Here is a 21,459-nt window from a genome sequence, read left to right on the forward strand (position 1 = left end):
CAGCTGCCGCCATGGGTTGTTCTTTCAAACGTCTCGAAGCCATCGCGCCTTGGCGTTGTCTGTGCTGACAGCTTCAGTCGCTGCGATTCTCTTGCCTGCTCCTGCAGCGGTGCAGGCGGATGAGCCTCCTTGCAGCGGCACTGTGCTGCAGCTTTCGGTGGCGGAACAGGGCACAACATCAGCGGTCCGTTTTCGTTTCTCACTGGCTCTGATGGCTGAAGGCAGCAGTGAGAAAGCCGCTCTTCAACAGCTGCAGGAGAGATTGAGACGTCTGCGCCTCGCGCTAGAGCCCCTGGTTGTTGGGACGTTGTCGGTTCCTGCCCCATCCACCCATCAGCGTGGCAACCAGGTTGATGCTGACCGGCAACACACGGCCAGTACGGGTGTGTCCGGTGAAGTGAAGCGCAGCAAATACAACGCTCTGATTGAGGCTGTTGGTGGATTGCCAGGCGTTCGCCTTCAGGGAATGACATCTCAGGCGGACGCAAGCGAAGCGGAGCTTGTGCAGCAGCGCCTCACCGTGGCGGCGCTTCGCCGAGGAACGGCGGAGGCGGAAGCGATGGCTGCAGCGATCGGCGTCGCTCGGGTGCGTTTGCTGCGGATCAACCGTCAGGATGCGATGGTGCGTCCCCGTGCGATTGCTCTGGAGACGGCGCGATCAGGATTCAGACCCGGAGAAGCACCAAAACCTGCGCAAACACTGCGTCTGCAGCTGGATTACTGCCTGAGTGATGGATTAGAGGGGAAGGGACTGGTTGGGGTCGTTTAGGCCCAGCAGAGCAAGACGATCGTGGGCTTGCAGATCCTGCGGGTGTGTTGATTGGTCTGTTGTGACTGAGAACCAGGTTTCACCTGGATCCTGGATGACGATCGGCTCTGTGAGGGGCTCGATTGCCCTGCGTTGGGCGTTGGGACTGAGGCGCCTGGATCCATTGGTTCCGTACAAGGCACGACCTAGTGCTTTGAGCTGCCGGTTGTTGAGCGTGTTCCAAACGGCATCGGGCAAGGCGTTGATCTGCTTGCGATTGAGCTGATTGAACTGCTTTGGGGTGAGCTTGCTGAGTGCCTTTGTGGGGAGGGTTTTGAGCTGTTTGGGGGTGAGATTGTTGGAGGGCAGTTTGCGCAGCTGTTTGTTGGTCATCGCTGCGACGAACTGAGTGGAGAGTTTGCTGATCTGTGTTGGTTGCAGGGCTTTGATGGTTTTGGGCGTCAGTTTGCGCACCTGCTTTCCCTGCATGGCGTTGATCAGCGTGGTTGCCATGCTTGTGAGCTGAGAGGGTTTGAGAGCTTTGATGGCGCTCGGTTTGATGTTGGCGATCTGTTGCTGAGTGAAGCTGCCGATCACGTCAGGCTTGAATTTCGATAGTTGCGCAGGCTTGAGCGCGCTGATGCTGGCGGGGCTCAGCTGTTTCACCTGCTGAGTGCTCAGGATGGCAATGGTTGTAGGCGGCAGGGCTGCAATTTGGTTTGGCTTGAACGTGGCGATCTGATCAGGCAGCAGGGATGGGATGTTTTTTTCGTTGTTTGGGCCCGAAGTGGGTGGCTTGGTGGGGCCAGGAGGCCGTGTAGGCCTAGTAGTCGGTGCTGTCGGCTGTACGGGGCCAGGTGGCTGTACGGGGCCAGGTGGCTGTGCGGGATCAGGTGGCTGTACGGGGCCAGGTGGCTGTGTGGGACCAGGAGCCGGAGTGGGTATGGGAGTTCGCGGTCGCCTTGGGGCAGGTGCCGGTGCTGGGGCGCCACCACCACCGCCACCACCACCACCACCACCGCCACCACCACCGCCACCACTGGGTGAGGGTGCGGGGGTTGGAGCGGGTGTTTGAGAAATCCCCGAAACCGTGATGCCGTTACCGGAGAGATCGGCAATGTCGGCGCTGCTGTCAGCGCCGGGAGCCCAGTCATCTGCAGCGGCGATGTTGTAAGTGGTGCCTTGGGTGGAGGCGGTGCCGTTCTTATTGAGCAGGAAATCGAGGTTGCTCTGATCGGTGCTGTTGAGTGTGATGCTGGCGGCTGTCGCCGATGTCAGCTCAACGTCGCCGGTGGTGAGGGTGTAGGTGATGCCGGAGCCACCGGTGATGGTGAGCTTGGAGACGTCGATGTCGTTGCTGGAACCTGCATAGGCGGGCAGGTTGCTGCCGCTGAGGGCGAGAACACCGCTGGAATCGTTGTAGGTGGCGGATGTCAGCGTTGGCGCGGTTGAGCTGGGGTTGCCCGACCCATCGGTCCGCACAATTAGCGTCTCCTCATCGAAGTCTCCGGCGTTAATGCCCTGCAGCAGAACCGATCCCACGGACGCGACGCTGATCAGCGCATCACTCCCGGACTGGGAGATCGAGTAATCCTGGCCGTTTTCGATGCCAACAGCATCTCCGCTTGCAGCGGAGAAGTCGGTGATCAGGTCATCGCCGCCACCGAGCTGGAACTGATCGGCACCGGTGCCGCCGGTGAGGGTGTCGTTGGCATCGCCGCCGATCAGGCGGTTGGCGCCGCTGTTGCCGATGAGTGTGTTGGCGAGGGCATTGCCCGTGGCGTTGATGTGGCCGGAGCCCGTGAGGGTGAGTTGCTCGACGTTGGCAGGGGCGGTGTAGGTCACCGAGGCCTGGATCAGATCGGTGCCTTCTGAGGAGGATTCAGTGACAACGTCTGAGGTGGAATCAACGACGTAGGTGTCATCACCGGCGCCACCAATGAGGGTGTCGTCGCCGGTGCTGCCATCGATGGAGTTGTTGCCGGTGTTGCCGGTGAGTGTGTTGTCGAGGGCGTTGCCAGTGGCGTTGATGTTGCTAGAGCCCGTGAGGGTGAGTTGCTCGACGTTGGCGGGAGCGGTATAGGTCACCGAGGCCTGAATCAGATCAGTGCCTTCTGAGGAGGATTCAGTGACGACAGTGGTGGCATCCGAGATGACGTAGGTGTCGTCTCCAGCCGCTCCAATGAGGGTGCTGGCAGCAGAATTTCCTGTGAGGGTGTTGTTCGCTGAGTTGCCGGTGGCCGTTCGTGCTGTTGCGCCGGTGATCTCGATATTTTCAACATTGCTTGCAGTGGTGAAGTCCACTGAGGTTTGGATCAGATCGGTCCCTTCGCCGCTGGATTCAGTGACAACATCCGAGCTGGAATCAACGACGTAGGTGTCATCTCCGGCGCCACCGGTCAGCGTGTCAGCGCCAGTACTGCCATCCAGGGTGTTGTTGGCAGAGTTGCCCGTCAATGTGTCTGCACCACTACCACCGATGGCTTTTTCGATCACCGTGCCTGCAGCAATCACAAGGTTGCCGATGTCGCCGGCAATGTTGGAGGGATACAGGCTGGATGCGGATTCATCCGTTGATCGGAGATCAATCGATTGGTCATTGCTGAAGCCACTGAAATCAAAAGTGTCCGTTCCTGATCCATCAAGAATGGTGAAAGCTGTTGAACTGATCCAATCTTTTAAATCCGAAAAGATCTCACTCGTGGATGAATTAATGTTGGTGTTGTATCCATAGGTTGTGTCTCCAGTGAAGGCATTGCTGATGCTGAATCCTTGTGGACCGTATAAATCATCAAAGGCGATCCAGTCCACCGCCATTGGTGAACTTAAAAAGGAGTAAGTTGCTGTGATTGATGTGTTCTCATTTTGAGAGAAATACGACATCATGGTGGTTTGCCATGAGTCATTGGCGTATTTGGCGTCGCTGCTGTAACTGGCAGAGCCGTTGTAATCGCCCTGGTGGCCTAGCCCTAATCCGTGGCCAATTTCATGCAGAATGGTTTGGAAGGTGTAGTTGCCATAGCCACTGCGTCCACCATGCCAGCTTGAGGACACGTTGACATTCACATAGTTGATGTTCCCAGAGAGTGAGCTTGAGGATGCATAGGCACCTGAGTATGCATCTCCAAAGCGGAAATCAGCGTCCGAATTTGATGTGCTCTGGAAATCAATGCCTAAAGCATCTTCAAAAATTTTGAAGGCTTCATCAACGAGTAATGCTCTTGCAGAAGAGATACCGCTGCCGTCAAAATTATTGCCAGATGTGTTGTACGTAATAACGCCGTTTTTTGCATATGTCCCTGTATTTGTCAGGTTGAACTTCCTGGGGCTGCTGCTGAAATCACTCCAAAATCCAGACCTTAAATACGTTGCCAGCGTGACATTGGAGCCTGCGGCCCCAGCTGATATCTTCTCATCGCTTTGATTGGCGAGAATGAGTTCGCCAAGCTTGGTGATATCCGCATCCGGCAATGTGCGGCAGCAAATGCAGCCGGCAGGATGACCAAACAGGACTTTCCTCGTTAAATCATCTGATAGCGATTGAATAGGTCCGAGGTTCGAGTTGTTTATTGCATCACTGAACTTGTTTCGCATTGAAGCTGCTGCTTCCTGCACCTTGGATTTTCATCCTAATCCTGAGAAATTGATGAGTGAACGGCAATCCTCAATTTGTCGGGTTTTGATGAGCTCGGTTCAGGCGTGACTCCTTCCAGGCCAGCCTCGGTGCCAGCCAGAGAGTTGCCAGCACAAGGGGGGTGACTGGCACCGCTGTAATCACGATGAAGGCCTGCAATGCATCGATCGAGGTGCTGTCTCCAAGGCCTGTGCCGATGCGCAGCAGCACGAGGGTGAGGCTGCCGATCATCAGAGCCCAGAACAACCGCAGCGGTGCTGGCGGCTCATTGCGGCCGCTCACCACCATCGCAGCGGCGTAACTCATGGAGTCGGCACTCGTGCACATGAACAGCACTACCAGCACCAGGCCAATGGGGATCAGTAGTCCGGCCAGGGGCAATTGACTAAGGATGGCCAGCAGTGCCGCGGCGGCTCCGTTCTGAGCCAGGGCATCACTGATGCCTCCTCCTGCCAGTTCCAGGTGCATGCCTGTTCACCCAAGCAGGGTGAACCAGAGGTTGGTCACGATCGGGCAGAGGATCGCCACTGCCAGCACCAGTTCACGGATGCTGCGCCCCCGGCTGACGCCGGCGGTGAAGAGCCCCATCAGGGGGGCATAGCCGAGGAACCAACCCCAGTAGAAAACCGTCCAGCCGTTCACCCAGTTGTCGGGAATCGCATTGGGGGTAAGAGCCATCTGTGGCAGATGGATCAGGTAGGTGAAAAAGCTGCTGAAGAAATGCTGGATTAGCCATAGGCCTGGGCCCAGCAGTAAGAGGCCCGCCGCCATGGCCAGGGTGAGCCACACGTTGAGCTCTGAGAGCCATTTGATTCCCTTCTGTATGCCGCTGACTGTGGAGCTCGCGAACACAGCTGTGAGCAGCACCACCACCAGGGATTGCAATCCGGCACTGTCGGAAAGCCAGGGCAATTGTCCAGCGGCGTTGCTGAGCTGTAGGGACAGGAAGCCCAGAGGGCCAACAGTGCCGGCGATCGCGGCCACCACAGACAATCCATCCGCCAGATCACCCAGGGGGCCATCCACCCAGCCCCGCGGCACGATATTGACCAAAAGCGTTCTCGGACGCAGGGGTTCTCCTCGGCGTTCCATCATCGAGAAGGTGATGGTGGTGGTGGTGGCGACCAGGGCCCAGGCCAGGAACCCCCAGTGCAGAAAACTCACGGCCAGGGCTGGATCCACCGCTGCCGCCGTGCTGGCTTTGACACCTTCGAACACCGGTGACGGGGTTTGAAAGTGAAACAGCGGTTCGGCCGCGGACCAGAACACGCCACCTCCCGCCAGCAGGGTGCAGATCAGCACTGCGCACCAATCAAAGAATTTCAGGCTCGGCTTGGCCTCCTCACCCCCAAGCCGGACTTTCCCGACAGGGCTGATGGCAAGGATCAACGCGATCAGAAACAGCAGCACCACCGTCCACTGCCAGACCCCACCCAGGGCATTACTGACAACGGCTTGGCCGCTTTCGGTGAACTGCTTGGCCAGGGCCAGGTCAAGGGCAGAGACCAGCAGAAAAATCAGTAGGGGAACGGCGCCAACCCAGAGAGGGTTTTCCCGCAGCCAGGGGCGGGGGGGCGTGGCGCTATCAGGCATGGACACAGGTTTAGAGACGAACGGCTTTGCGCTGGTGGCTCCAGCAGGACAGATCAACAGCAGGCGTGTTTCCGCTGGCAAGACGGGCCAGAGAGTCGCCGATCAACGGGGCGAACTTGAAGGCTTGGCCGGATCCGCCAGCAAACAAGCTCAGAGTTGGTGTCAGTCGATCGAGGATGAAATTCACATCGCTCGTCATTGAGTAAGGACTGATCACGGTTTCGACCCGTTCTTGAATGCCTTCCACTTCGTTGAACAGGAAGGTGTCGAGCAGTTCCACGAGCCGTGGAGGCGGCTCGGTGGCCATGGCATTGGGCTCGGCTACGCGGAGCACCTCCGGAGCCCAGTCGATTCCGGCTTTGATCCGCGGTCGGCCATCAGCCGTGTGGCTGAGAACGGGGAAGCCGTAATACAAGCCACCGTCGTCGCCGCGTTCCTGCTGGAAGCAGAACCACTGGGGATAGCGATCGGCCAGGGCTGGATCGACGGTGTAGTGGGCCCAGAGCATTGGCCAGACCTCGAGTTTCGGTGCCAGCCCCAACGGAGCCAATAGCAGCTGACTCCAGATGCCGCTGGTCACCACAACCTGGCCAGCGCTGATGTGATGGCCGTTCTCGAGGGTGATGCCCGCGCCATCCGGATCAATGCCTGCCACAGGGCAGTGTTCGACCAGGCGATGCCCCGCCTTTCGAGCTGTGCGGATCCAGTGGGCGATCACCTTGTCGCTACGTACCGCGCCGGCAGTGGGCTCGAAGAGTCCGGTGAAGTCCGGTTTCGGGTTCAGGGGAAACCGTGTCTTGATCTCTTCAGCACTGAGGGCTTCATAGGGGATGCCCTGGTCGTCCATCACCCGGCGAGCACCGGGAATCGACCCCTCGATGGTTTCTTCATCCCAGCTTTCGCCATAGAAGAGGAGACCATGCGTTTCGCGCAGGGGTTCACCCGCCAGGACCTCTTCCTGTCGCCATAGCCGGTTGGCTTCCTGAGCTAGCCGGCAAAGCACTGGATCGGAATACATCTCCCGGAACATCCGGGTTTCGCCGAAGCTGCTGGCACCGGCGTGGGCCAGGGTTTTGGCCTCGAGAAGGACGACATCACCGATGCCGTGGCGTGCCAGAGCAGCGGCACAGCTGAGGCCAGCCATTCCTCCGCCGATGATCACAACGGAGGTTGTCTGAGGCAGGTCCGCAGGAGTGGTCATAGAAGTTCTCCGAAACTGAGCCCAATCGGGTCGTTGGATCGTTCCGCTGCCACATGGACGAGGGCTTCGCTGACGGAGATTCCCTGCTTCCGTTGCTCCAAGAAGTTCATGGCTCGCTGACGCACTTCGCCTCGCACGAACGCATAAACCTCTTCAGGACCAGCATCTTTCCAGGCCTCAGGTGAGAAGCGTTCGATCGAATCGGCGATCACCGCACCGGCATTCACCAGCGGGTCAGGCAGCACCTGGATCCCGCGCTGACGAAGTTCCTCCGCGAGTTGTGGGTGCTGAAAAGGAGCATTGGCGGCCGGTACGACGGCAGATGTACGAATAGCTCTCGTCATCTCGGCTGTGATCAGGCCGGAAATCGAGCAGGGCACCAAAAGATCCAGCTTGAGTTGCCACCAGGGGCATCCCTGAGGCAGGGGTGTTGCGCCAGGAACGGCTGCTCGCTCTCGGCTGAGATCCACGGTGAACACTGTCCAGCCGTGGCGCGCAAGCGTGCGCGCCACCGTGCCGCCCACGGCGCCGCAGCCATGCACCAGAACGCGACCTGGCTTGGCATCTTTGAGTTCCGCGTTGAGAGCCGCTTCAACGGCGCCGAGGGTGCCATGGGCGGTGGCGGCACTGGCGTCAACAGGGCTGCCCACCGCAGCCAGAACATGTGGGGTGAGCGCCGTCAGGCGCTCCATGTCCTCCAGGCTGGTGTTCAGATCGCAACCGGTGATCATCGAGCCCTCCAGGGACTGCAGCAATTCAGCGGTGATGCTGATCAGCTCGTCCTTGACGGCTCCCGGTTCCTTGGCTCGCGCCACGATCTTTCCGCCTGCGAAGCCGGTTCCATAGAGATCGTGCTTGTACGTCATCAGCCCCGCCAGGCGTTCCCCATCGGCGATACAGGCCGCATCCGTCGGGTAATTCAGCAGGCGTAGCCCACCGTTTGCAGGCCGTTCGGAATTGGTGTCCTCGGCAACCACGAACACCGACAGGTGCTCGGAGACGTGTTCGGCCAGCACCGAAATGTTCGGGCTCGGTTGGGTCTTCGTTGCCATCAGGCCACTTTCTCCATCATCTGATGGTGCTCGACATAGTCGAGACTCCACTCGTTGGGGGCCTCGGCGATGCGTTGCTGCAGCCGAGCAAAAACCATGTCTGCAGCTGCATCACCGGCAGCACCAGCAAAGCTGTGGCGGCTCCAGCTGCGGATCGTCGCCATCAGGCCGGCGGCAAATGCTGCAGTGTCTCCGTCTTTGTCCCAGCGCCGGCGGTAGGGGCAGGTCACATAGACAGTCCGCTCATCCACCAACCGCAGACCGTTGCGGTATGCGGCGCTGCTCTCGTCTTTCAAGGGAGCCATGAACTCCTCTGGAGATTTGTAGAAGTTCAGAATGGTGCCGTTGCGGTACTGCTCGTCGTTGATCAAGCCCTCATCGGCCATGCCGCGCCAGATCTGATGAAGCTGGTCATGAACATTGCGGGTTCGGCCGCCGTTGTGGCCGAGATAACGCCCTTCTCCGTCGCGGGAGAGGTTCACTGTCAGCAGGCGGCCGCCCACGGTGAGTTCACGGCTGCGCAGTTCAAGGATGTGGTTCCAGTCCTTCATCGCCTGGGCGGTGAAACGCTCCAAAGCATCCGCATCGCCAGAGGCCAGCACGTGGGTGTGGCTGTCGAGTGGCCCCGGTGAAGCACTGAGCCAGTGCATCGCCGTGGCGGAAAAGCCAAAGCCCACCGTGTTTGGAGCCACGGAGGGCTCATAGAAGCTGCGGGCACTCACTAGCACCGTGGGCTTTGGAGTACGGGGGATCTGAAGCGCCAGGTTCTCCGCCAGCGCGATGTTGTCATTGCTCGGCAAGTCGTTGCCAATCAATGTCAGATGCGCATCAGGCTGGTTTGCGTGCAGGCGATCCAGCACCTGGTTCCAGAGTCCGACAGCCGTTCCTCCATCGGCGGCTCCGTAATCGATCAGAACATGGCTGTCAGAGACACCCATGTGATTGACACAAGTCAAGGCCCAGTCAGAGGCGGCTTCGATGCACAGAAGAGCGCCCTCGGTCTGTGCGCTGTAACCCGTGGTCATGGCGATGGCCATAGACCTCGTCAGCGGCAGGCCTCACCGTACAGACCATGGTCTTCAGGACCCTTGATCAACTCATCAGCTTCAGATCTCCTGGAGCAGGCGCCGCAACTGCGGTTCCAGAAGCGTGAAGGCCTTGCCGCGGTGTCCGTGTTGTTTTTTTTCCGCCAACGGCATCTCCGCAAAGGTTCGACCGGTGCCGGTCACCTCAAAGATCGGGTCGTAGCCGAAGCCACCCTCGCCACGGGGTTCTGTGGTGATGATCCCCTCGCAGCGACCTTCCACTTCCAGCAGCGGCTGCCCTCCCGGCTCGGCGATGCAGAGGGCTGCACAGAACCTGGCGCAACGGTTGCTTTCACCAGTCAGTGCCCGGAGCAATTTGGCGATCCGTTCCGGATCACTAGGGGCGTAACGGGCTGAATGCACTCCTGGGGCTCCGCCAAGAGCCGTCACGCTTAATCCTGAGTCGTCCGCCAGGGCCCAATGGCCGGTGAGGCGCGCGACGGTTTGCGCTTTGATGCGCGCGTTCGCCTGAAAGGTCTCGCCGGTCTCGTCAACGTCAAGACCGTCGGGCTGGGCTTCGATGCTCAAAGGCAGGCCGTCGAGCAAGCCCTGGAATTCACGGATCTTGCCCTTGTTGCCGCTGGCGATCACCAGGACGCGGTTGTGATCGCTCATGTGGCTTCCGCGAGGTCGCGGGCCCAGCCGAGTACGGAGGCGACCCGTTGTGGATCAGGCCCTTCGCAGTAGAGCCGCAGCAGGGGCTCGGTGCCGGAGAAGCGCAGCATCAGCCAGTGACTGGGCCCCAGCCGCAGCTTCACGCCATCGGTGCTGATCACCTCCTGGACCGGCAAGCCAGCGACCTCCGTTGGGGGCGCCTCAGCCAGCAACCCTTCCAGGCGACGGCGCGCCTCCATATCCGCCAGTCGCAGATCGAGGCGGTCGTAGTGACTGGCCCCACCATGGCGTTGCTTCAACGCATCGAGCCGTGCACCGAGGGCCTGGCCACCCTCCACCAGCGCTTCGAGAACCAGCAGAGCTGCAAAGAGGGCATCACGCTCCGGCAGATGCATTCCGAAGCCAACCCCTCCTGACTCCTCGCCGCCGACCAGAACGTCACCAGCAAGCATTTCGGCAGCGATGTACTTGAAACCGACGGGGAGTTCGATCACGTCACGTCCGTGGTCCTCCGCGACGAGGCGCATCAGGTCTGATCCACTGACGGTCTTCACAACCGAGCCGGGCAGGCCGCGGGCGCCTGCCAGATGATCAATCAGCAGGGGCATCAACAGCTGGGTGCTGCAGAACCGACCGGATTCATCCACGGCGGCGATCCGATCTCCATCGCCGTCGAACACCAGCCCAACGGCTGGACGTCCCGTTGAAGCGGCTTCCTTAACGCTGATGATCAACGCATCGAGGTATCGCTCCAGCGGTTCCGGGGGATTGCCGCCGAACAGGGGGTCGCGTTCGCTGCGGATCTCCTCCACCAGCGCCTGGGCGTCAGCACCCAGCAGTTCCGAGATGCAGCCAGCGGCAGATCCGTGCATCGGATCGACGATCACCTTGAGGTTCATGGCCTTCAGCCCCTGCACCAGAGCTCGAATATCAAGTTTTCGTTTCAGCCCATCAAGGTGCTCGCCTCGTCCGTCGAAACGATTCACCTTCTGCGGGATCGGCGCTGTGATCCCGCCGGCGGCCAGGCGCTTCTCAACCGCAGCCGTGAACTCCCCCTCCACGGAACCGCCAAAGGGGCCCTTGATCTTGAGCCCAAGCCATTCAGGAGGGTTGTGGCTGGCTGTGATCACCAGGGCACCGAGGGCCTGACGTTCCACCACCGTCCAGCTGCAGGCCGGTGTCGGAACGGCCGTCTCCGTCAGAAGGGGTTCCAGTTCGCAGCCGCGCACAGCCGCTGCAATCGCTTCTGCCAGCTCCGGAGCGAGGAACCTTCGGTCGTAACCGATCACCACGGTGCGGCTGTTGAGCCCGTCCGGCGCGCTGTGTGCCAGCTCCTGGGCAGCGGCCGCTGCCACCGGCAGAAGCCGCTCGACCGTGATGTCGACACCCAGGACTCCGCGCCAGCCATCGGTGCCGAAGCGGATCGGGTTTGGGTCCAGAGGCAGTGGGGCCGAGGACATGGGTTCGCAGGCAGTGATCAGGATTTAGCAGCTGGTCGCCGTAGGGTCGCTCGATGGGTGACACCCCGCCTGCCGCCAACGTCCTCACCGATCGTTTGCTGCGCAGTTGGCTGCGCTGTCGGCGCAAGGCCTGGCTTGATCGTCACGCGGATCCCTCCGATCGCCGATGGACAGCGCATCGCAACCTCCAGCTTGATGATCAGCAACGGTGTTTTGTCGCTCTGCTGCCACAACCTCCAGGTCACGGTGAGGCGGCCTGCCGCAGTGGCGCCAAAGGAGTTGTGGGTTTGCGCCTCAAAGGCTCAGGACCGGCCGACATGGCGTTGGAAGCACATCCACCGCTGTTGTTGAAAGTGCCGGGTGAGAGCCGCTGGGGCCGTTTTGCCTACCAACCGGTCCTTGCGCGCCAGGGGCGACGCCTCACCCGTGAGCACCAACTGCCGTTGGCGCTCAGTGCTCAGCTTCTGGAATCGGAGCAGCAGGCTCCTGTCCCTGAACTGCTGGTTGTCGGAGGAGGTGGCCGTCGCCTCGAACGCGATCGTGTGCCTTTCACAGCGGGTTTGAAGCGTCAGCTCACTGATTCGCTGCGCAAGCTTGCCCAGGATCTGCAGCGGCAGAGTCCACCGGCGTTGGCCGCCGACCGCCGCAAGTGCACGCTCTGCTGCTGGCGTGGGGTCTGTGGAGAGGAGGCCTCAGCGCAGGGCCATCTCAGTGAAGTCAGTGGAATTGGCGCGAAGCGACGGGAAATGCTGATCGAGCTGGGCATTGAGGGCCTGGCGGACCTTGCGGCAGCCGATCCCGATCAGCTCGCATCGCGCATGGAGCGGTTCGGCGATCAGCACGGCGAGGTGGCTCGGGCTCTCGTCCTGCAGGCCAGAGCCCAGCGGGACAACCTCATGACCCGTCTCACAGAAGGCCCGGCTCTGCCTGAACTGATCGAGGCACCTGGGGTTCTTCTCTACGACATCGAATCGGATCCGGACGCTCGCCATGATTTTCTGCACGGCTTTGTTCGTGTACCGCGCTGCAGTGACGGTCGTTGGGATCTGGATCAGGCGCGTTATCACCCGATCCTTGTGTTGGAGCATCACGGTGAGGCGCGTTGCTGGCAACGGCTGGACCGTTTTCTTTCCCAGTACCGGGACTGGCCGATTCTTCATTACGGCGAGACCGAATCCCTGGCTCTGCGGCGGATGGGCCAGCGTCAGTCCGTGCCGGACGTTCAGCTGAAGCACCTACAGGAACGCCTGATTGATGTGCATGCCCGTGTTCGACGTTCCTGGCGATTGCCGCTCAGCAGTTACGGACTCAAATCAGTTGCAAGCTGGCAGGGCTTTCGTTGGAGTCTGCCGGGAGCGGATGGGGCCAGGGCACTGCTGTGGTGGAGGCAGTGGCTGGGTGAGGGCCCGCGGCGGCGCGGTAGCCGTTATGCCCTGCGCTGGATCCTGCAGTACAACCGCGACGATTGTCTGGCGACCTGGGCGGTGGCGTCCTGGATGGCGGGTCAGGACGCCACCGGCTGAGGTGGATCCTGAAATCCTGAAGGACGCTGCAGGATTAGCTCTTCCCCTGTCGGTCCCTGCAGGCTCGTGGCATCCAGGTGCTGGCGGCGCACCAGTGCCAGCCCGATGCAGCCTGGAGAATCACGATTCGGCAACACCGAGGTGATCAGCCCCGCTCGCGCGCCATCCCGCTTGAGCAGCGTGCCTTGGACCAGTGGGGATGTGCTGCTCCAGGTTCGGAGCTGTTGCTTCACACCCCCTTTGCTGGCCAGCTTGGCCATGGTTTCCTGCCCGAGGTAGCAGCCTTTGCTGAGGCTCACCCAGTGACTCAAGCCAAGTTCAAAGGGATTGGTTTCACCGGAGAGCTCCCCGTCGCCGCCTGGCCACCCCTGCTGCAACCGCCAGCGTTCCAGCGCATCGGCATCGGCGATGGGCCGTTGTTCCCAGAGTTCCGGCAAGGCAGCGGTCGTGTCATGCCAGATCACTTCGGAGGACTCCTGATCCGAGAGGGTCTGGAGGCGCCGTTGGGGTTGGCGTGACAGCAGGCGAACCCGGTCTGCCGGAAAAATCACCTGATCGAAGCCCTGCTGAATGCTGTTGGCATCACCGGCCAGCACCATCACGTCCGCACCGCTTTCATCGAAGCGGATTTCCAGCAGGGCTCTGAGACGTCCACTGGCCGTGAGCCAGCAACTGTGGATCAGCTCGTCCTTGTTTTTGCTGAGGTCAGCGCTGGTTTGTCCCTGCAGGAACGATTCGGCACCGGAACCTTCCAGCCGCAGCACTGGAAATTCGGCGTCCCAGCGAAGGGTCGTCAGCGAAGGCGTTTTGTTCATGACGTCAGTTCTGTGGCACAGGCCGCTACCTCAGACAGGAGAAAAAGGCTCACCAGATCAAGACCCGCCGCTTGCATCGCGGCCGCGCCCCCTTCCTCTCGATCCACGATGGTGACCACCCGCTGGACCCGGTAGCCGGCTTCCTTGAGTTGATTCACGGCCTTGAGGGACGACCCACCCGTGGTCACCACGTCCTCGAGAACCGTCACCAGAGCTCCGGATTTGGGTAGAGGACCCTCCAGCCAGGCGCCGGTTCCATGGCCTTTGGCTTGCTTTCTCACGATCAGGGCATCGAGGGAACGTCCTGCTGTTGCAGCCGTCATCGCAACTCCGCTGACCAGCGGGTCAGCACCCAGGGTGAGCCCGGCCACCGCAACCGATTCGGGTTCCACGTGGGGAAGCATGGCGGCACTCACGAGAGCGAGTCCGCTACCGCTGAGGCTCACCGGTTTGCAATTCACGTAGTGCTCGCTCTGTCGTCCCGATGCCAGGGTGAAATGTCCCCGTCGATAGGCATCCCGAGCCAGTTGCCGCAGCAGTGTCTGGCGCTGCTCCTCAGGTGTGAGCGGCATGGTGGGCATGGGGCTGGCGGCGTTGAACAACCCTTCTTAGTTTGCGTGCAGAAGGGAAAAGATCTGTGTTCCCAAGGTTGCTGTTCGCCATGGCGCTGCTTGGTGCGCCGGCTGTTGCGGGTCCTGTGATCTGCACAACCACCATGGAAGCTCCCGACCCGTCAGCGGACAGTCGTTCGCCAGTGCAGGTCACCACCTGTGAAAGCGTGGAAACCACCCGTGAACTGGTCAACCGTCGCTTTTTTACCTGGAGGGCGCCCTATGCCCGAGGTATCGACATGGTTCACCAGTTCACCGATCTGCTTGGCATTGCGGTTGGGGGGGCGGAAGGCAATCGTTTGATGGGCTTTGGTTTTCCAGATCAAGCCGTGATTTGGGATGCTTCTGCCATCGGGAACACCGTCGAAGCGCTGATCGAGGAGCAGAGCCCCGCACGCCCCTGGAGAACGATGGATCTACCGAATGGCTTCGACTCCAGCTTGGCCATGGAAGACCAGCCAAAGGGGTTCGAGATCCCTGCTGAACCAACACCACTGCAGCCGTTGTGGTAACACTTCGGAAGGTTTGAAACGCTTCGGTGTTTTGGCTTTGGGGGTCTAGCAATCTGGTGAATGCAGCGAACTCATAATTCGCCTAAGGCGAGTTCGATCCTCGCGACCCCCATTCCGTTTCAGCGATGAGGCTGCCGCTCCTGGTTCTGCTTCTGCTTCTGCCGGCCTTCTTCGCCGCCGGTGAAGTGGCTTTGTTGCGATTGCGCCCCAGTCGCGTGGAGGTGCTGGTTGATGAGGGGTTGGATGGCGCGCAGGCCATACAGCGACTGCAACGTCGGCTGCGCCGTGCCCTGATGTTGTCGCAGTTGGGAGCCACCCTGGCCCTGGTCGCGGTCGGGTGGGTGAGTCGCGGACTGGGACGGCAGTTGTGGCCTGATGGCACCCCCGGGGCCGCCTGGTTGGATGCCGGCTTGTTTCTCCTGATCGTTCTGGCCGCCAGCCTGCTGGCCGGTTTGATGCCCAAGGCCTGGGTGCTGAATCGGCCTGAGCCTGCGGCTTTGCGTCTCGCTCCGCTCCTGGAGGCTGTGATGCGGGCTCTCGCGCCTCTGCTCAATCTGCTGGATGGGTTTGCAGCTTTGCTGCTGAAGCTGGTGGGCCTGACACCCCAGTGGGATTCGCTCGTGCCTGCCTTGTCGGCAGGGGAACTGGAGACATTGATTGAGTCCGGTCGTGTGACTGGGTTGTTTCCTGATGAGCGCAACATTCTTGAGGGCGTCTTTGCTCTGCGGGACACCCAGGTGCGTGAAGTGATGGTTCCCCGTTCCGGCATGGTGACCCTGCCGGTGGATGTGCGCTTCGCCCAGTTGATGGAAGCCGTGCACCAGACCCGCCATGCACGGTTTCCTGTGATCGGTCAGTCGCTGGATGATGTGCGGGGACTGTTGGACCTTCGCCAGTTGGCGGAACTGATCGCCCTCGGCAAGCTGCGAGCCGATTCACCCCTGGAGCCCTATCTCCAGCCCGCCGTTCGCGTTCTTGAAACCAGCACGCTGGCGGAACTGATGCCGTTGATCCGCAGTGGTCATCCCCTGCTGCTGGTTGTTGATGAGCACGGAGGTACGGAAGGGCTTGTGACGGCAGCGGACCTCACGGGTGAGATCGTCGGCGATGAGTTGCAGGAGGATTGCGATGAGCCTGTGCTTGAGCAGGAGGACGGGCAGGCCGATGTCTGGATGGTGGACGGTGATTTTGAGATTTTCGAGCTCAATCGCCAGCTCAATCTCGACCTGCCGGAAGCGGACGACCATCACACCCTGGCTGGCTTTCTGCTCGAACGTCTCCAGCACATCCCTTCCCCTGGTGAGGCTTTGCGGTTCAACGGCCTCCAGTTCGAGATCACAGCCATGCAGGGGCCCCGCATCGAGCGTGTGCGTCTCATGCTTCCGGTGGCTGAGGAGCCCCAGGACTGATCGCCTTTAATCTTGCCCTCAACCACCATGGTGATCTGATGTCCCCCGACCCCATGGTTCCAGTCAAGGTCGGGGTGATCGGGATCGGCAACATGGGCTGGCACCACGCTCGTGTGCTCAGCCTGCTCAAGGATGCTGATCTGGTTGGCGTGGCCGATCTGGATGAGCAGCGTGGTTGTTTGGCCCGTGAACAGTTCGGCTGCCACTGGTTTCCCGACTATCGGGCGATGCTCAAAGAGGTCGAGGCAGTCTGTATTGCTGTGCCGACGCTGCTTCACCACCAAGTGGGAATGGAGTGTCTTGATGCAGGTCTGCATGTCCTGATCGAGAAGCCGATCGCCGCGAGTCAGGATGAAGCGGCTGCGTTGATTGACGCCTCCAACCGGGCTGGTCGCCTGCTTCAGGTCGGCCACATCGAGCGCTTCAATCCAGCCTTCCGAGAGCTCACCAAGGTGGTGGCCAATGAGGAGGTGGTGGTTCTGGAGGGGCGTCGCCACAGCCCCCACGCCGACCGGGCCAACGATGTCTCCGTCGTGCTGGATCTGATGATCCACGACATCGACCTTGTCCTGGAGCTGGCTCAGGCTCCTGTCGTCCGACTTGCGGCTGCTGGCGGTCGCAGCGCCGAGGGTCCGATCGACTACGTGAATGCAACGCTCGGCTTCAGCAATGGTGTTGTGGCCAGCCTCACGGCGAGCAAGATGAGCCACCGCAAGATCCGCAGCCTGAGCGCCCATTGCCGTTCCAGCCTTGTGGAGACGGACTTCCTCAACCACACCCTGCACATCCATCGCCGTGCCCACGAGTGGTACTCCGCGGACCATGGAGAGCTGCTTTACCGCAATGACGGTTTCATTGAGGAGGTGAGCACCACCTCGATCGAACCGCTCTATGCCGAGTTGGAGCATTTCCTGCAGTGCGTCCGTGGACGCGAAACACCGGCGGTCGATGGCGAGCAGGCCTCAAGGGCACTGCGGCTGGCTGATTTGATTGAGCAGGCAGTCGAACATTCCGCGATGGGAGCCCCGCTTACGGCTCCGATTTAACCAGGCCTTGCTGTTCGGCCAACTGGCGTAATGCTGTGATCTGCCAGCGACGGCAATCCGCTGGAGAGGCCTGATAGAAGAGCCCCCAGGCCGACGTCTTGTGCTTGGCGTACTGATCGGCATCCAGATCTGGATGGCTCTGCTGCCACCCCACCCGTACCGCGTGGCCGATCACAACGTCGAGAGCAAGGTCGTCATCAACCTGCACATCAGGGTTGGTCTCGATGAAGGCCATTAAGGAGAGAAGACATTCACAGCACAGCTGCCGGTATTCGGGGGCCTCAATGCGGCTGAGGAGATGGTCCACCTGGTTTGCGAAATTGCGTTCGCCAGCTGTTTTTTCCAGCACCAGAGCACTGTTGAGGCGGTTGCGTCGTTCCAGCTTGTCCCCGATGACCAGGCCGCGGCAGTGCTGCAACAGGGACCAGATGCCGGCGTAGAAATCACGCGGTACCCGTTGAAGCGTTCCAAGACGGATGCGGTGCTGCAGCCAGCTGTCACCTCCAGGCCGTTGCTCCAGTGGTGCTGGGACTCTCCACTGGATCCGGCCACTCAGATGCAGATGCTCTCCCCTCTGCAAGGCAGCCCGGGCATGGTCCATGTCGGTGAGTACCCCCCGGAGCCGGGTGCGGATCGCGTGGGGGGGTTCGTTACAGACCGCTTCAAAGGCCTTGTCCTGGCTGAGGTTTTTCGCAAGGGCCAGTTCCGAGGTCAGAAGCAGCAGCAACTGTCCAAGCTGCAGGGTCAAGCTGCCTTTCAGCAGTCCAGGTTCGCGTCTGGCGATCGCGTCGAGCGCCAGCAGCAACTCCTGTTCCAGCATGCGCTCCCTGGCATCCGTACCGCTGGTGCGATCAATCAATGCAGCGATCGATGCGCTCGACTGCGGTGTGATCAGACAGGAATCCGCCGTGTAGTTGCGCCCGACAACCACCTGCTTCTGCCGGACCAGCAGGTCCGTCAGGGCATCCTCCAGTTGGGGATGCACCATGCCCATGGCACCTGCGCAGCGACGCACCACGCTCCAGTCCTGGCAGCGCAGGCCATGGTGGTAAACCTCCTCAAGCAGGATCAGCACGTCGACAGGTCGCCCATCCGGTCCGATTTCGATTGCCTTGTCGCCGAGACGTCGCTGCAGAAGCTCCAGCACCTCCGCCTGTTCATGCAGGGATGAGCTGGCCCACAACCGCTGATGCAGTTGTTCAACGGGTGTGTCATCGAGCTCCTGTTCCTGCGCCGCAGTGAGATCAGCTAGGTCTGTGGCATCCCTCAGCCTTGGACCCTGGGGGGGCTGTGCAGCTGCTCTGATCAAGCTGTCCGATTCGGTCGTTGGCAGCGCGTGCCAGCGTCCCTGATCCGCCAGCCGCGACAGCCTGTCGAACTGCACCGGGATCCCCTCGATCAGCCCGCTCAACAGTGTTCGCCCCAGCGCGATGAATGCGTCCGGGTGGAGTTGGAATGCTTCAGCCCCGATTGGAATCACCAGAAGTGGCAGGCCCTGGCCTCGCCAGTGACGCTGCAACAGGTGAAGCTCATCGACAACGGTTTCCACCAGTTGGCGTGGATCGTCGGCCAGGTAACTGATCGTGTCCTCGAGAACGGCAGCAGTGAAACAGAGCGAGCGATCGTCGCAGCGATAGAAACGGGCCGTGTCCTCGGTTTCGATCCGTTGCGAGGGTTGACCACTCAGTGCCAGCCGCGGGTTCTCGCCGATGCGGCGCAGTTGCCGGCTCAGCATCCCGGATGAGAGCACTTTGATCGAATCGTTGCTCTCGACCGGCAGCCCAGCGGCGATCAAAGCGTGCTGAATGGATGCGGTTTCTGGTTCCAGCGCCACCAGTACCGAATCAGCGCCGAGCCGTGCCGGTTGCCGCCGTTCGCAGGGGTCGAGATCCTCTGGGGTGATCAAACCCTCCAGCAACATCTCCCCAACCCAGGCGAGGCTCTGGGTCCAGATCAGAGGAATGTTGCTGTTGGCCTCACGCACCTGACTGCCTGGCGTCTGGCGTTCCAGATCCACAAGATCATCGGGAACGCGATAAAGCTCGGGAAACAGTTGCTCTCCATTCAGGGAAACGGCTAGAGGGCTGAGACGGTCATGCCATTGACGGGCATCGTCCCAGCGACCTTCGCAACAGGCCGTCACCAGTTCGAAGGCAAGAAACAGGGGCCACTCCGATTCAATCCCCGCAAAGCGCATCAGCTCCTCGGGTTCGTAATGCAGACGGCTGACGTCCTCGACGGCTGTTTGATGGCCATCCCGAAGAAAGCGTTTGTAGCCGTAAGCGCCGCCCAGGTCCCGTCGAATGCGGCTGACCGTGCGTTCAATCAGCTCTGAATCCTCCACCGCCCAGGCGGGATATCCGATCACCGACAGACAGGCACTGTCGGCTTCCTTGCTGGCGGACTCCCTCGGCAGCAGGCTTTCGAGCGCCCTTCTCAGACGGACGATGGCTCCCTGGGGGATCAGCAGTTGCACACTGCCATCGCCATAGGGGCCAAACAGGTCAACTCCTTCCAGGGCTTCAAGCGCAGCCTTGGCCATGCCGATTGAGCTGGCATTGCGTTCGGGGAGCCCGTGATTGCCCTTGTCTCCGCGTTCCCAGATCCCGTAGTCGCGCGTGCGGTAGGCCCTGGACACGTAGTGCACCAGGTTCTGCAGAAAATCAGCTTCGTCCCGGCTGCGGACCACCGGCAGCCCTCCACGGGTCAGCTGGGCCAGCTGCAGCAGAAACAACGAGGTGGCATCGAGCTGAAGATGCCCCCAGGCGTTGTCGGCCACAACGGGGTCACCACTGCTGCTGTCGTACTTGGCATGCAGTGCATCCAGGGGATCAAGGCTGTGCTTGAAACGTTCGACCTTGGCGGCCTGGCGCATCATGGCTCTGAGCAGGCCACGCATCAGGGACTGCACCCTTTCATTCAGCTCCCAGGCCCGGCTGCAGCGTTCCCCGAGGCGTCGTCGGTGGGCGATCGCGAGAGCCCAGACGCACTGAATGGAATAGACGCAGTCCCTTACCCAGGCATCGCCGTAGTTGCCATGCACCGTGTGGGCTGTGCTGGCTGGCAGCAGTCCACTGATCGGGTCCTGACGGTTCAGGACAACGCGCTCGATGGAGCTGTCGAGTCGCTTGAGAAGCTCCGCGGCCCGCGAGTCGTCAGTGGCGGTTTCCGTTGAGAACAGAACCATGACCTCTTGCGACACCGCTCCTAAATTCTCCATCTCAGCCTCCGGCCATGGACTTCGTCTCTACGACCCCTGACGATCGGCGGCGCTGCAGGGTTCTTGACATCCCAGTGGATGCCTGCCGGGATGTCCGAGCCGCTGCCCTTGGGCTGCATGCCCGTGGTGGCGGTCGCATCGTCACCCTGAATGCCGAGATGACCATGACGGCTCGGGCCAACCCGGAGCTCCGCAGAGCCATCGCCTCAGCGGAGTTGGTGATTCCCGATGGGGCCGGCGTGGTGTGGGCTCTGTCCCGTCAGGGTGTGAAGGTTGTGCGAAGTCCAGGGATCGAGCTGGCCTGGACTCTGTTGAGCTACGCAGCGGCCCACCAGTGGCGCGTCGCTCTCATCGGTGCCTCTCCAGAGGTGATGAGCGCGCTTCAGCAGAACCTTCCGGACCAGCTTCCGGGTTTGAATTTGGTGATGGCTGTGCATGGCTACCAGCCTGAGGAGGCCTGGCCTGGGCTGAAATCGCAACTACTGGGACTGCAACCCGATCTGATCTTGATCGCTCTTGGAGTTCCCCGCCAGGAAACCTGGTCTCAAGCCATTGGATCCGGCGTTGCAGGGCTCTGGATGGGAGTTGGCGGCAGCTTTGATGTCTGGGCTGGGGTGAAAACCAGAGCACCAAGCTGGATGGGGCGGTTTCAGATCGAATGGCTTTACAGGCTGATCCAGGAGCCCAGCCGTTGGCGGCGGATGTTGTCACTTCCGCAGTTCGTCTGGGAGGTGATCCGGAAGGGTGAGCGCGCTACGCGCTGATCAGCGGAAACCGACGGAGGCCTGCCAGACAAAAGCCAGGAGAAGGAAAAACACCGGGATCAACGGCAGGATGTCGATCAGGGGACCGAAGGCCTGGTAAGCCTCAGGAAGCTGAGCCAGCAGATCGAAGGTGTAGGCAGCCATCCCTGGTCATAAAAGGGCGAGGGCTGG

The 21,459-nt window shown here is 60.9% G+C and carries 17 protein-coding genes, 1 tRNA gene and 1 pseudogene; 8 read left to right on the forward strand and 11 right to left on the reverse strand.

Annotated features, from left to right (window positions below; genetic code table 11):
* The first annotated feature begins 16 nt into the window (after positions 1-16).
* Positions 17-769 (forward strand): SIMPL domain-containing protein, encoded by a 753-nt coding sequence (locus SYN9616_RS15855; protein ID WP_156918825.1) that lies wholly within the window; start codon positions 17-19, stop codon positions 767-769.
* On the opposite strand, the gene SYN9616_RS16195 is transcribed toward SYN9616_RS15855, so the two are convergent.
* On the reverse strand, positions 737-3,802 hold the full coding sequence (locus tag SYN9616_RS16195) for a M10 family metallopeptidase C-terminal domain-containing protein (RefSeq protein ID WP_198015186.1): 3,066 nt from the start codon (positions 3,800-3,802) through the stop codon (positions 737-739). The two genes, SYN9616_RS15855 and SYN9616_RS16195, sit on opposite strands and share 33 nt — an antisense overlap.
* Before the next feature lie 115 nt (positions 3,803-3,917).
* Here SYN9616_RS16195 and SYN9616_RS17725 point away from each other — a divergent pair, with 115 nt between their 5' ends.
* Positions 3,918-4,172, forward strand: a complete 255-nt coding sequence (locus tag SYN9616_RS17725; RefSeq protein ID WP_198015187.1) for a hypothetical protein — start codon at positions 3,918-3,920, stop codon at positions 4,170-4,172.
* Between the two features lie 240 nt (positions 4,173-4,412).
* Here the strand turns inward: SYN9616_RS17725 and SYN9616_RS15865 are convergent.
* The 6 genes and pseudogenes from SYN9616_RS15865 to SYN9616_RS0112970 all read right to left on the reverse strand — a co-directional run bounded on the left by SYN9616_RS15865 (position 4,413) and on the right by SYN9616_RS0112970 (position 11,388).
* Positions 4,413-5,975, reverse strand: a pseudogene (locus tag SYN9616_RS15865) (BCCT family transporter).
* Positions 5,976-5,985: 10 nt separating this feature from the next.
* Positions 5,986-7,176 (reverse strand): FAD-dependent oxidoreductase, encoded by a 1,191-nt coding sequence (locus SYN9616_RS0112950; protein ID WP_028953469.1) that lies wholly within the window; start codon positions 7,174-7,176, stop codon positions 5,986-5,988.
* Positions 7,173-8,228, reverse strand: a complete 1,056-nt coding sequence (locus SYN9616_RS0112955) for a Glu/Leu/Phe/Val dehydrogenase dimerization domain-containing protein (protein WP_028953470.1) — start codon at positions 8,226-8,228, stop codon at positions 7,173-7,175. The genes SYN9616_RS0112950 and SYN9616_RS0112955 overlap by 4 nt, the downstream gene beginning before the upstream one ends.
* Positions 8,228-9,265, reverse strand: coding sequence for an SAM-dependent methyltransferase (locus SYN9616_RS0112960; protein WP_028953471.1), 1,038 nt, complete (start codon positions 9,263-9,265; stop codon positions 8,228-8,230). The genes SYN9616_RS0112955 and SYN9616_RS0112960 overlap by 1 nt, the downstream gene beginning before the upstream one ends.
* A gap of 69 nt (positions 9,266-9,334) precedes the next feature.
* Entirely contained in the window at positions 9,335-9,928 is a 594-nt protein-coding gene (rdgB, locus tag SYN9616_RS0112965; protein ID WP_028953472.1) for an RdgB/HAM1 family non-canonical purine NTP pyrophosphatase, read from the reverse strand.
* The gene (locus SYN9616_RS0112970; protein ID WP_028953473.1) at positions 9,925-11,388 is read right to left on the reverse strand and encodes a phosphoglucomutase/phosphomannomutase family protein; all 1,464 of its coding nucleotides are present in this window, start codon (positions 11,386-11,388) and stop codon (positions 9,925-9,927) included. Before SYN9616_RS0112970 ends, rdgB begins: the two co-directional genes overlap by 4 nt.
* Positions 11,389-11,441: 53 nt before the next feature.
* Here SYN9616_RS0112970 and SYN9616_RS0112975 point away from each other — a divergent pair, with 53 nt between their 5' ends.
* Entirely contained in the window at positions 11,442-12,911 is a 1,470-nt protein-coding gene (locus tag SYN9616_RS0112975; protein ID WP_028953474.1) for a TM0106 family RecB-like putative nuclease, read from the forward strand.
* On the opposite strand, the gene SYN9616_RS0112980 is transcribed toward SYN9616_RS0112975, so the two are convergent.
* Together SYN9616_RS0112980 and pyrE are read right to left on the reverse strand one after the other, a co-directional pair.
* Positions 12,893-13,726: a folate-binding protein YgfZ gene (locus SYN9616_RS0112980; protein WP_232200449.1), complete on the reverse strand. Its 834-nt coding sequence runs from the start codon at positions 13,724-13,726 to the stop codon at positions 12,893-12,895. The two genes, SYN9616_RS0112975 and SYN9616_RS0112980, sit on opposite strands and share 19 nt — an antisense overlap.
* The gene (pyrE, locus tag SYN9616_RS0112985; protein ID WP_028953476.1) at positions 13,723-14,307 is read right to left on the reverse strand and encodes an orotate phosphoribosyltransferase; all 585 of its coding nucleotides are present in this window, start codon (positions 14,305-14,307) and stop codon (positions 13,723-13,725) included. The genes SYN9616_RS0112980 and pyrE overlap by 4 nt, the downstream gene beginning before the upstream one ends.
* Positions 14,308-14,387: 80 nt before the next feature.
* On the opposite strand from pyrE, the gene SYN9616_RS15870 reads away from it, so the two are divergent.
* The 4 genes from SYN9616_RS15870 (at position 14,388) to SYN9616_RS0113000 (ending at position 17,304) form a co-directional block, all read left to right on the forward strand.
* Positions 14,388-14,849 (forward strand): hypothetical protein, encoded by a 462-nt coding sequence (locus tag SYN9616_RS15870; RefSeq protein WP_037991570.1) that lies wholly within the window; start codon positions 14,388-14,390, stop codon positions 14,847-14,849.
* 39 nt (positions 14,850-14,888) lie between these two features.
* Positions 14,889-14,961: transfer RNA gene (locus SYN9616_RS17470), tRNA-Ile, on the forward strand.
* Positions 14,962-14,974: 13 nt separating this feature from the next.
* A complete protein-coding gene (locus tag SYN9616_RS0112995) occupies positions 14,975-16,258 on the forward strand; it encodes a hemolysin family protein (RefSeq protein WP_028953477.1) in 1,284 nt (427 codons plus the stop codon).
* A 38-nt stretch (positions 16,259-16,296) separates the two neighbouring features.
* Positions 16,297-17,304 carry a Gfo/Idh/MocA family protein gene (locus SYN9616_RS0113000; RefSeq protein ID WP_028953478.1) on the forward strand — a complete coding sequence of 336 codons (1,008 nt, stop codon included), beginning with the start codon at positions 16,297-16,299 and terminating at the stop codon, positions 17,302-17,304.
* On the opposite strand, the gene SYN9616_RS0113005 is transcribed toward SYN9616_RS0113000, so the two are convergent.
* Complete coding sequence (locus tag SYN9616_RS0113005; RefSeq protein ID WP_028953479.1) at positions 17,288-20,491, reverse strand: glycoside hydrolase family 15 protein; 3,204 nt, start codon at positions 20,489-20,491, stop codon at positions 17,288-17,290. The genes SYN9616_RS0113000 and SYN9616_RS0113005 overlap by 17 nt on opposite strands.
* A 47-nt stretch (positions 20,492-20,538) precedes the next feature.
* On the opposite strand from SYN9616_RS0113005, the gene SYN9616_RS0113010 reads away from it, so the two are divergent.
* Positions 20,539-21,288 (forward strand): WecB/TagA/CpsF family glycosyltransferase, encoded by a 750-nt coding sequence (locus tag SYN9616_RS0113010; RefSeq protein WP_028953480.1) that lies wholly within the window; start codon positions 20,539-20,541, stop codon positions 21,286-21,288.
* On the opposite strand, the gene SYN9616_RS0113015 is transcribed toward SYN9616_RS0113010, so the two are convergent.
* The gene (locus SYN9616_RS0113015; protein ID WP_028953481.1) at positions 21,289-21,432 is read right to left on the reverse strand and encodes a photosystem II reaction center protein K; all 144 of its coding nucleotides are present in this window, start codon (positions 21,430-21,432) and stop codon (positions 21,289-21,291) included.
* Between the last annotated feature and the right edge of the window lie 27 nt (positions 21,433-21,459).

This window comes from Synechococcus sp. CC9616 (assembly GCF_000515235.1).
In the GTDB taxonomy this organism is placed as follows: Bacteria; Cyanobacteriota; Cyanobacteriia; order PCC-6307; family Cyanobiaceae; genus Parasynechococcus.

Bases quoted from the DNA above. Each gene is read 5' to 3' on its own strand.
- rdgB (WP_028953472.1), bottom strand. From the start codon at position 9,928: ATGAGCGATCACAACCGCGTCCTGGTGATCGCCAGCGGCAACAAGGGC.
- SYN9616_RS0112955 (WP_028953470.1), bottom strand. From the start codon at position 8,228: ATGGCAACGAAGACCCAACCGAGCCCGAACATTTCGGTGCTGGCCGAA.
- SYN9616_RS0112960 (WP_028953471.1), bottom strand. From the start codon at position 9,265: ATGGCCATCGCCATGACCACGGGTTACAGCGCACAGACCGAGGGCGCT.
- SYN9616_RS0112995 (WP_028953477.1), top strand. From the start codon at position 14,975: ATGAGGCTGCCGCTCCTGGTTCTGCTTCTGCTTCTGCCGGCCTTCTTC.
- SYN9616_RS0113000 (WP_028953478.1), top strand. From the start codon at position 16,297: ATGTCCCCCGACCCCATGGTTCCAGTCAAGGTCGGGGTGATCGGGATC.
- SYN9616_RS17725 (WP_198015187.1), top strand. From the start codon at position 3,918: ATGCCTAAAGCATCTTCAAAAATTTTGAAGGCTTCATCAACGAGTAAT.
- pyrE (WP_028953476.1), bottom strand. From the start codon at position 14,307: ATGCCCACCATGCCGCTCACACCTGAGGAGCAGCGCCAGACACTGCTG.
- SYN9616_RS0113010 (WP_028953480.1), top strand. From the start codon at position 20,539: ATGGACTTCGTCTCTACGACCCCTGACGATCGGCGGCGCTGCAGGGTT.
- SYN9616_RS0112980 (WP_232200449.1), bottom strand. From the start codon at position 13,726: ATGAACAAAACGCCTTCGCTGACGACCCTTCGCTGGGACGCCGAATTT.
- SYN9616_RS0113015 (WP_028953481.1), bottom strand. From the start codon at position 21,432: ATGGCTGCCTACACCTTCGATCTGCTGGCTCAGCTTCCTGAGGCTTAC.
- SYN9616_RS0112950 (WP_028953469.1), bottom strand. From the start codon at position 7,176: ATGACCACTCCTGCGGACCTGCCTCAGACAACCTCCGTTGTGATCATC.
- SYN9616_RS15870 (WP_037991570.1), top strand. From the start codon at position 14,388: ATGGCGCTGCTTGGTGCGCCGGCTGTTGCGGGTCCTGTGATCTGCACA.
- SYN9616_RS0112970 (WP_028953473.1), bottom strand. From the start codon at position 11,388: ATGTCCTCGGCCCCACTGCCTCTGGACCCAAACCCGATCCGCTTCGGC.
- SYN9616_RS0112975 (WP_028953474.1), top strand. From the start codon at position 11,442: ATGGGTGACACCCCGCCTGCCGCCAACGTCCTCACCGATCGTTTGCTG.
- SYN9616_RS0113005 (WP_028953479.1), bottom strand. From the start codon at position 20,491: ATGGTTCTGTTCTCAACGGAAACCGCCACTGACGACTCGCGGGCCGCG.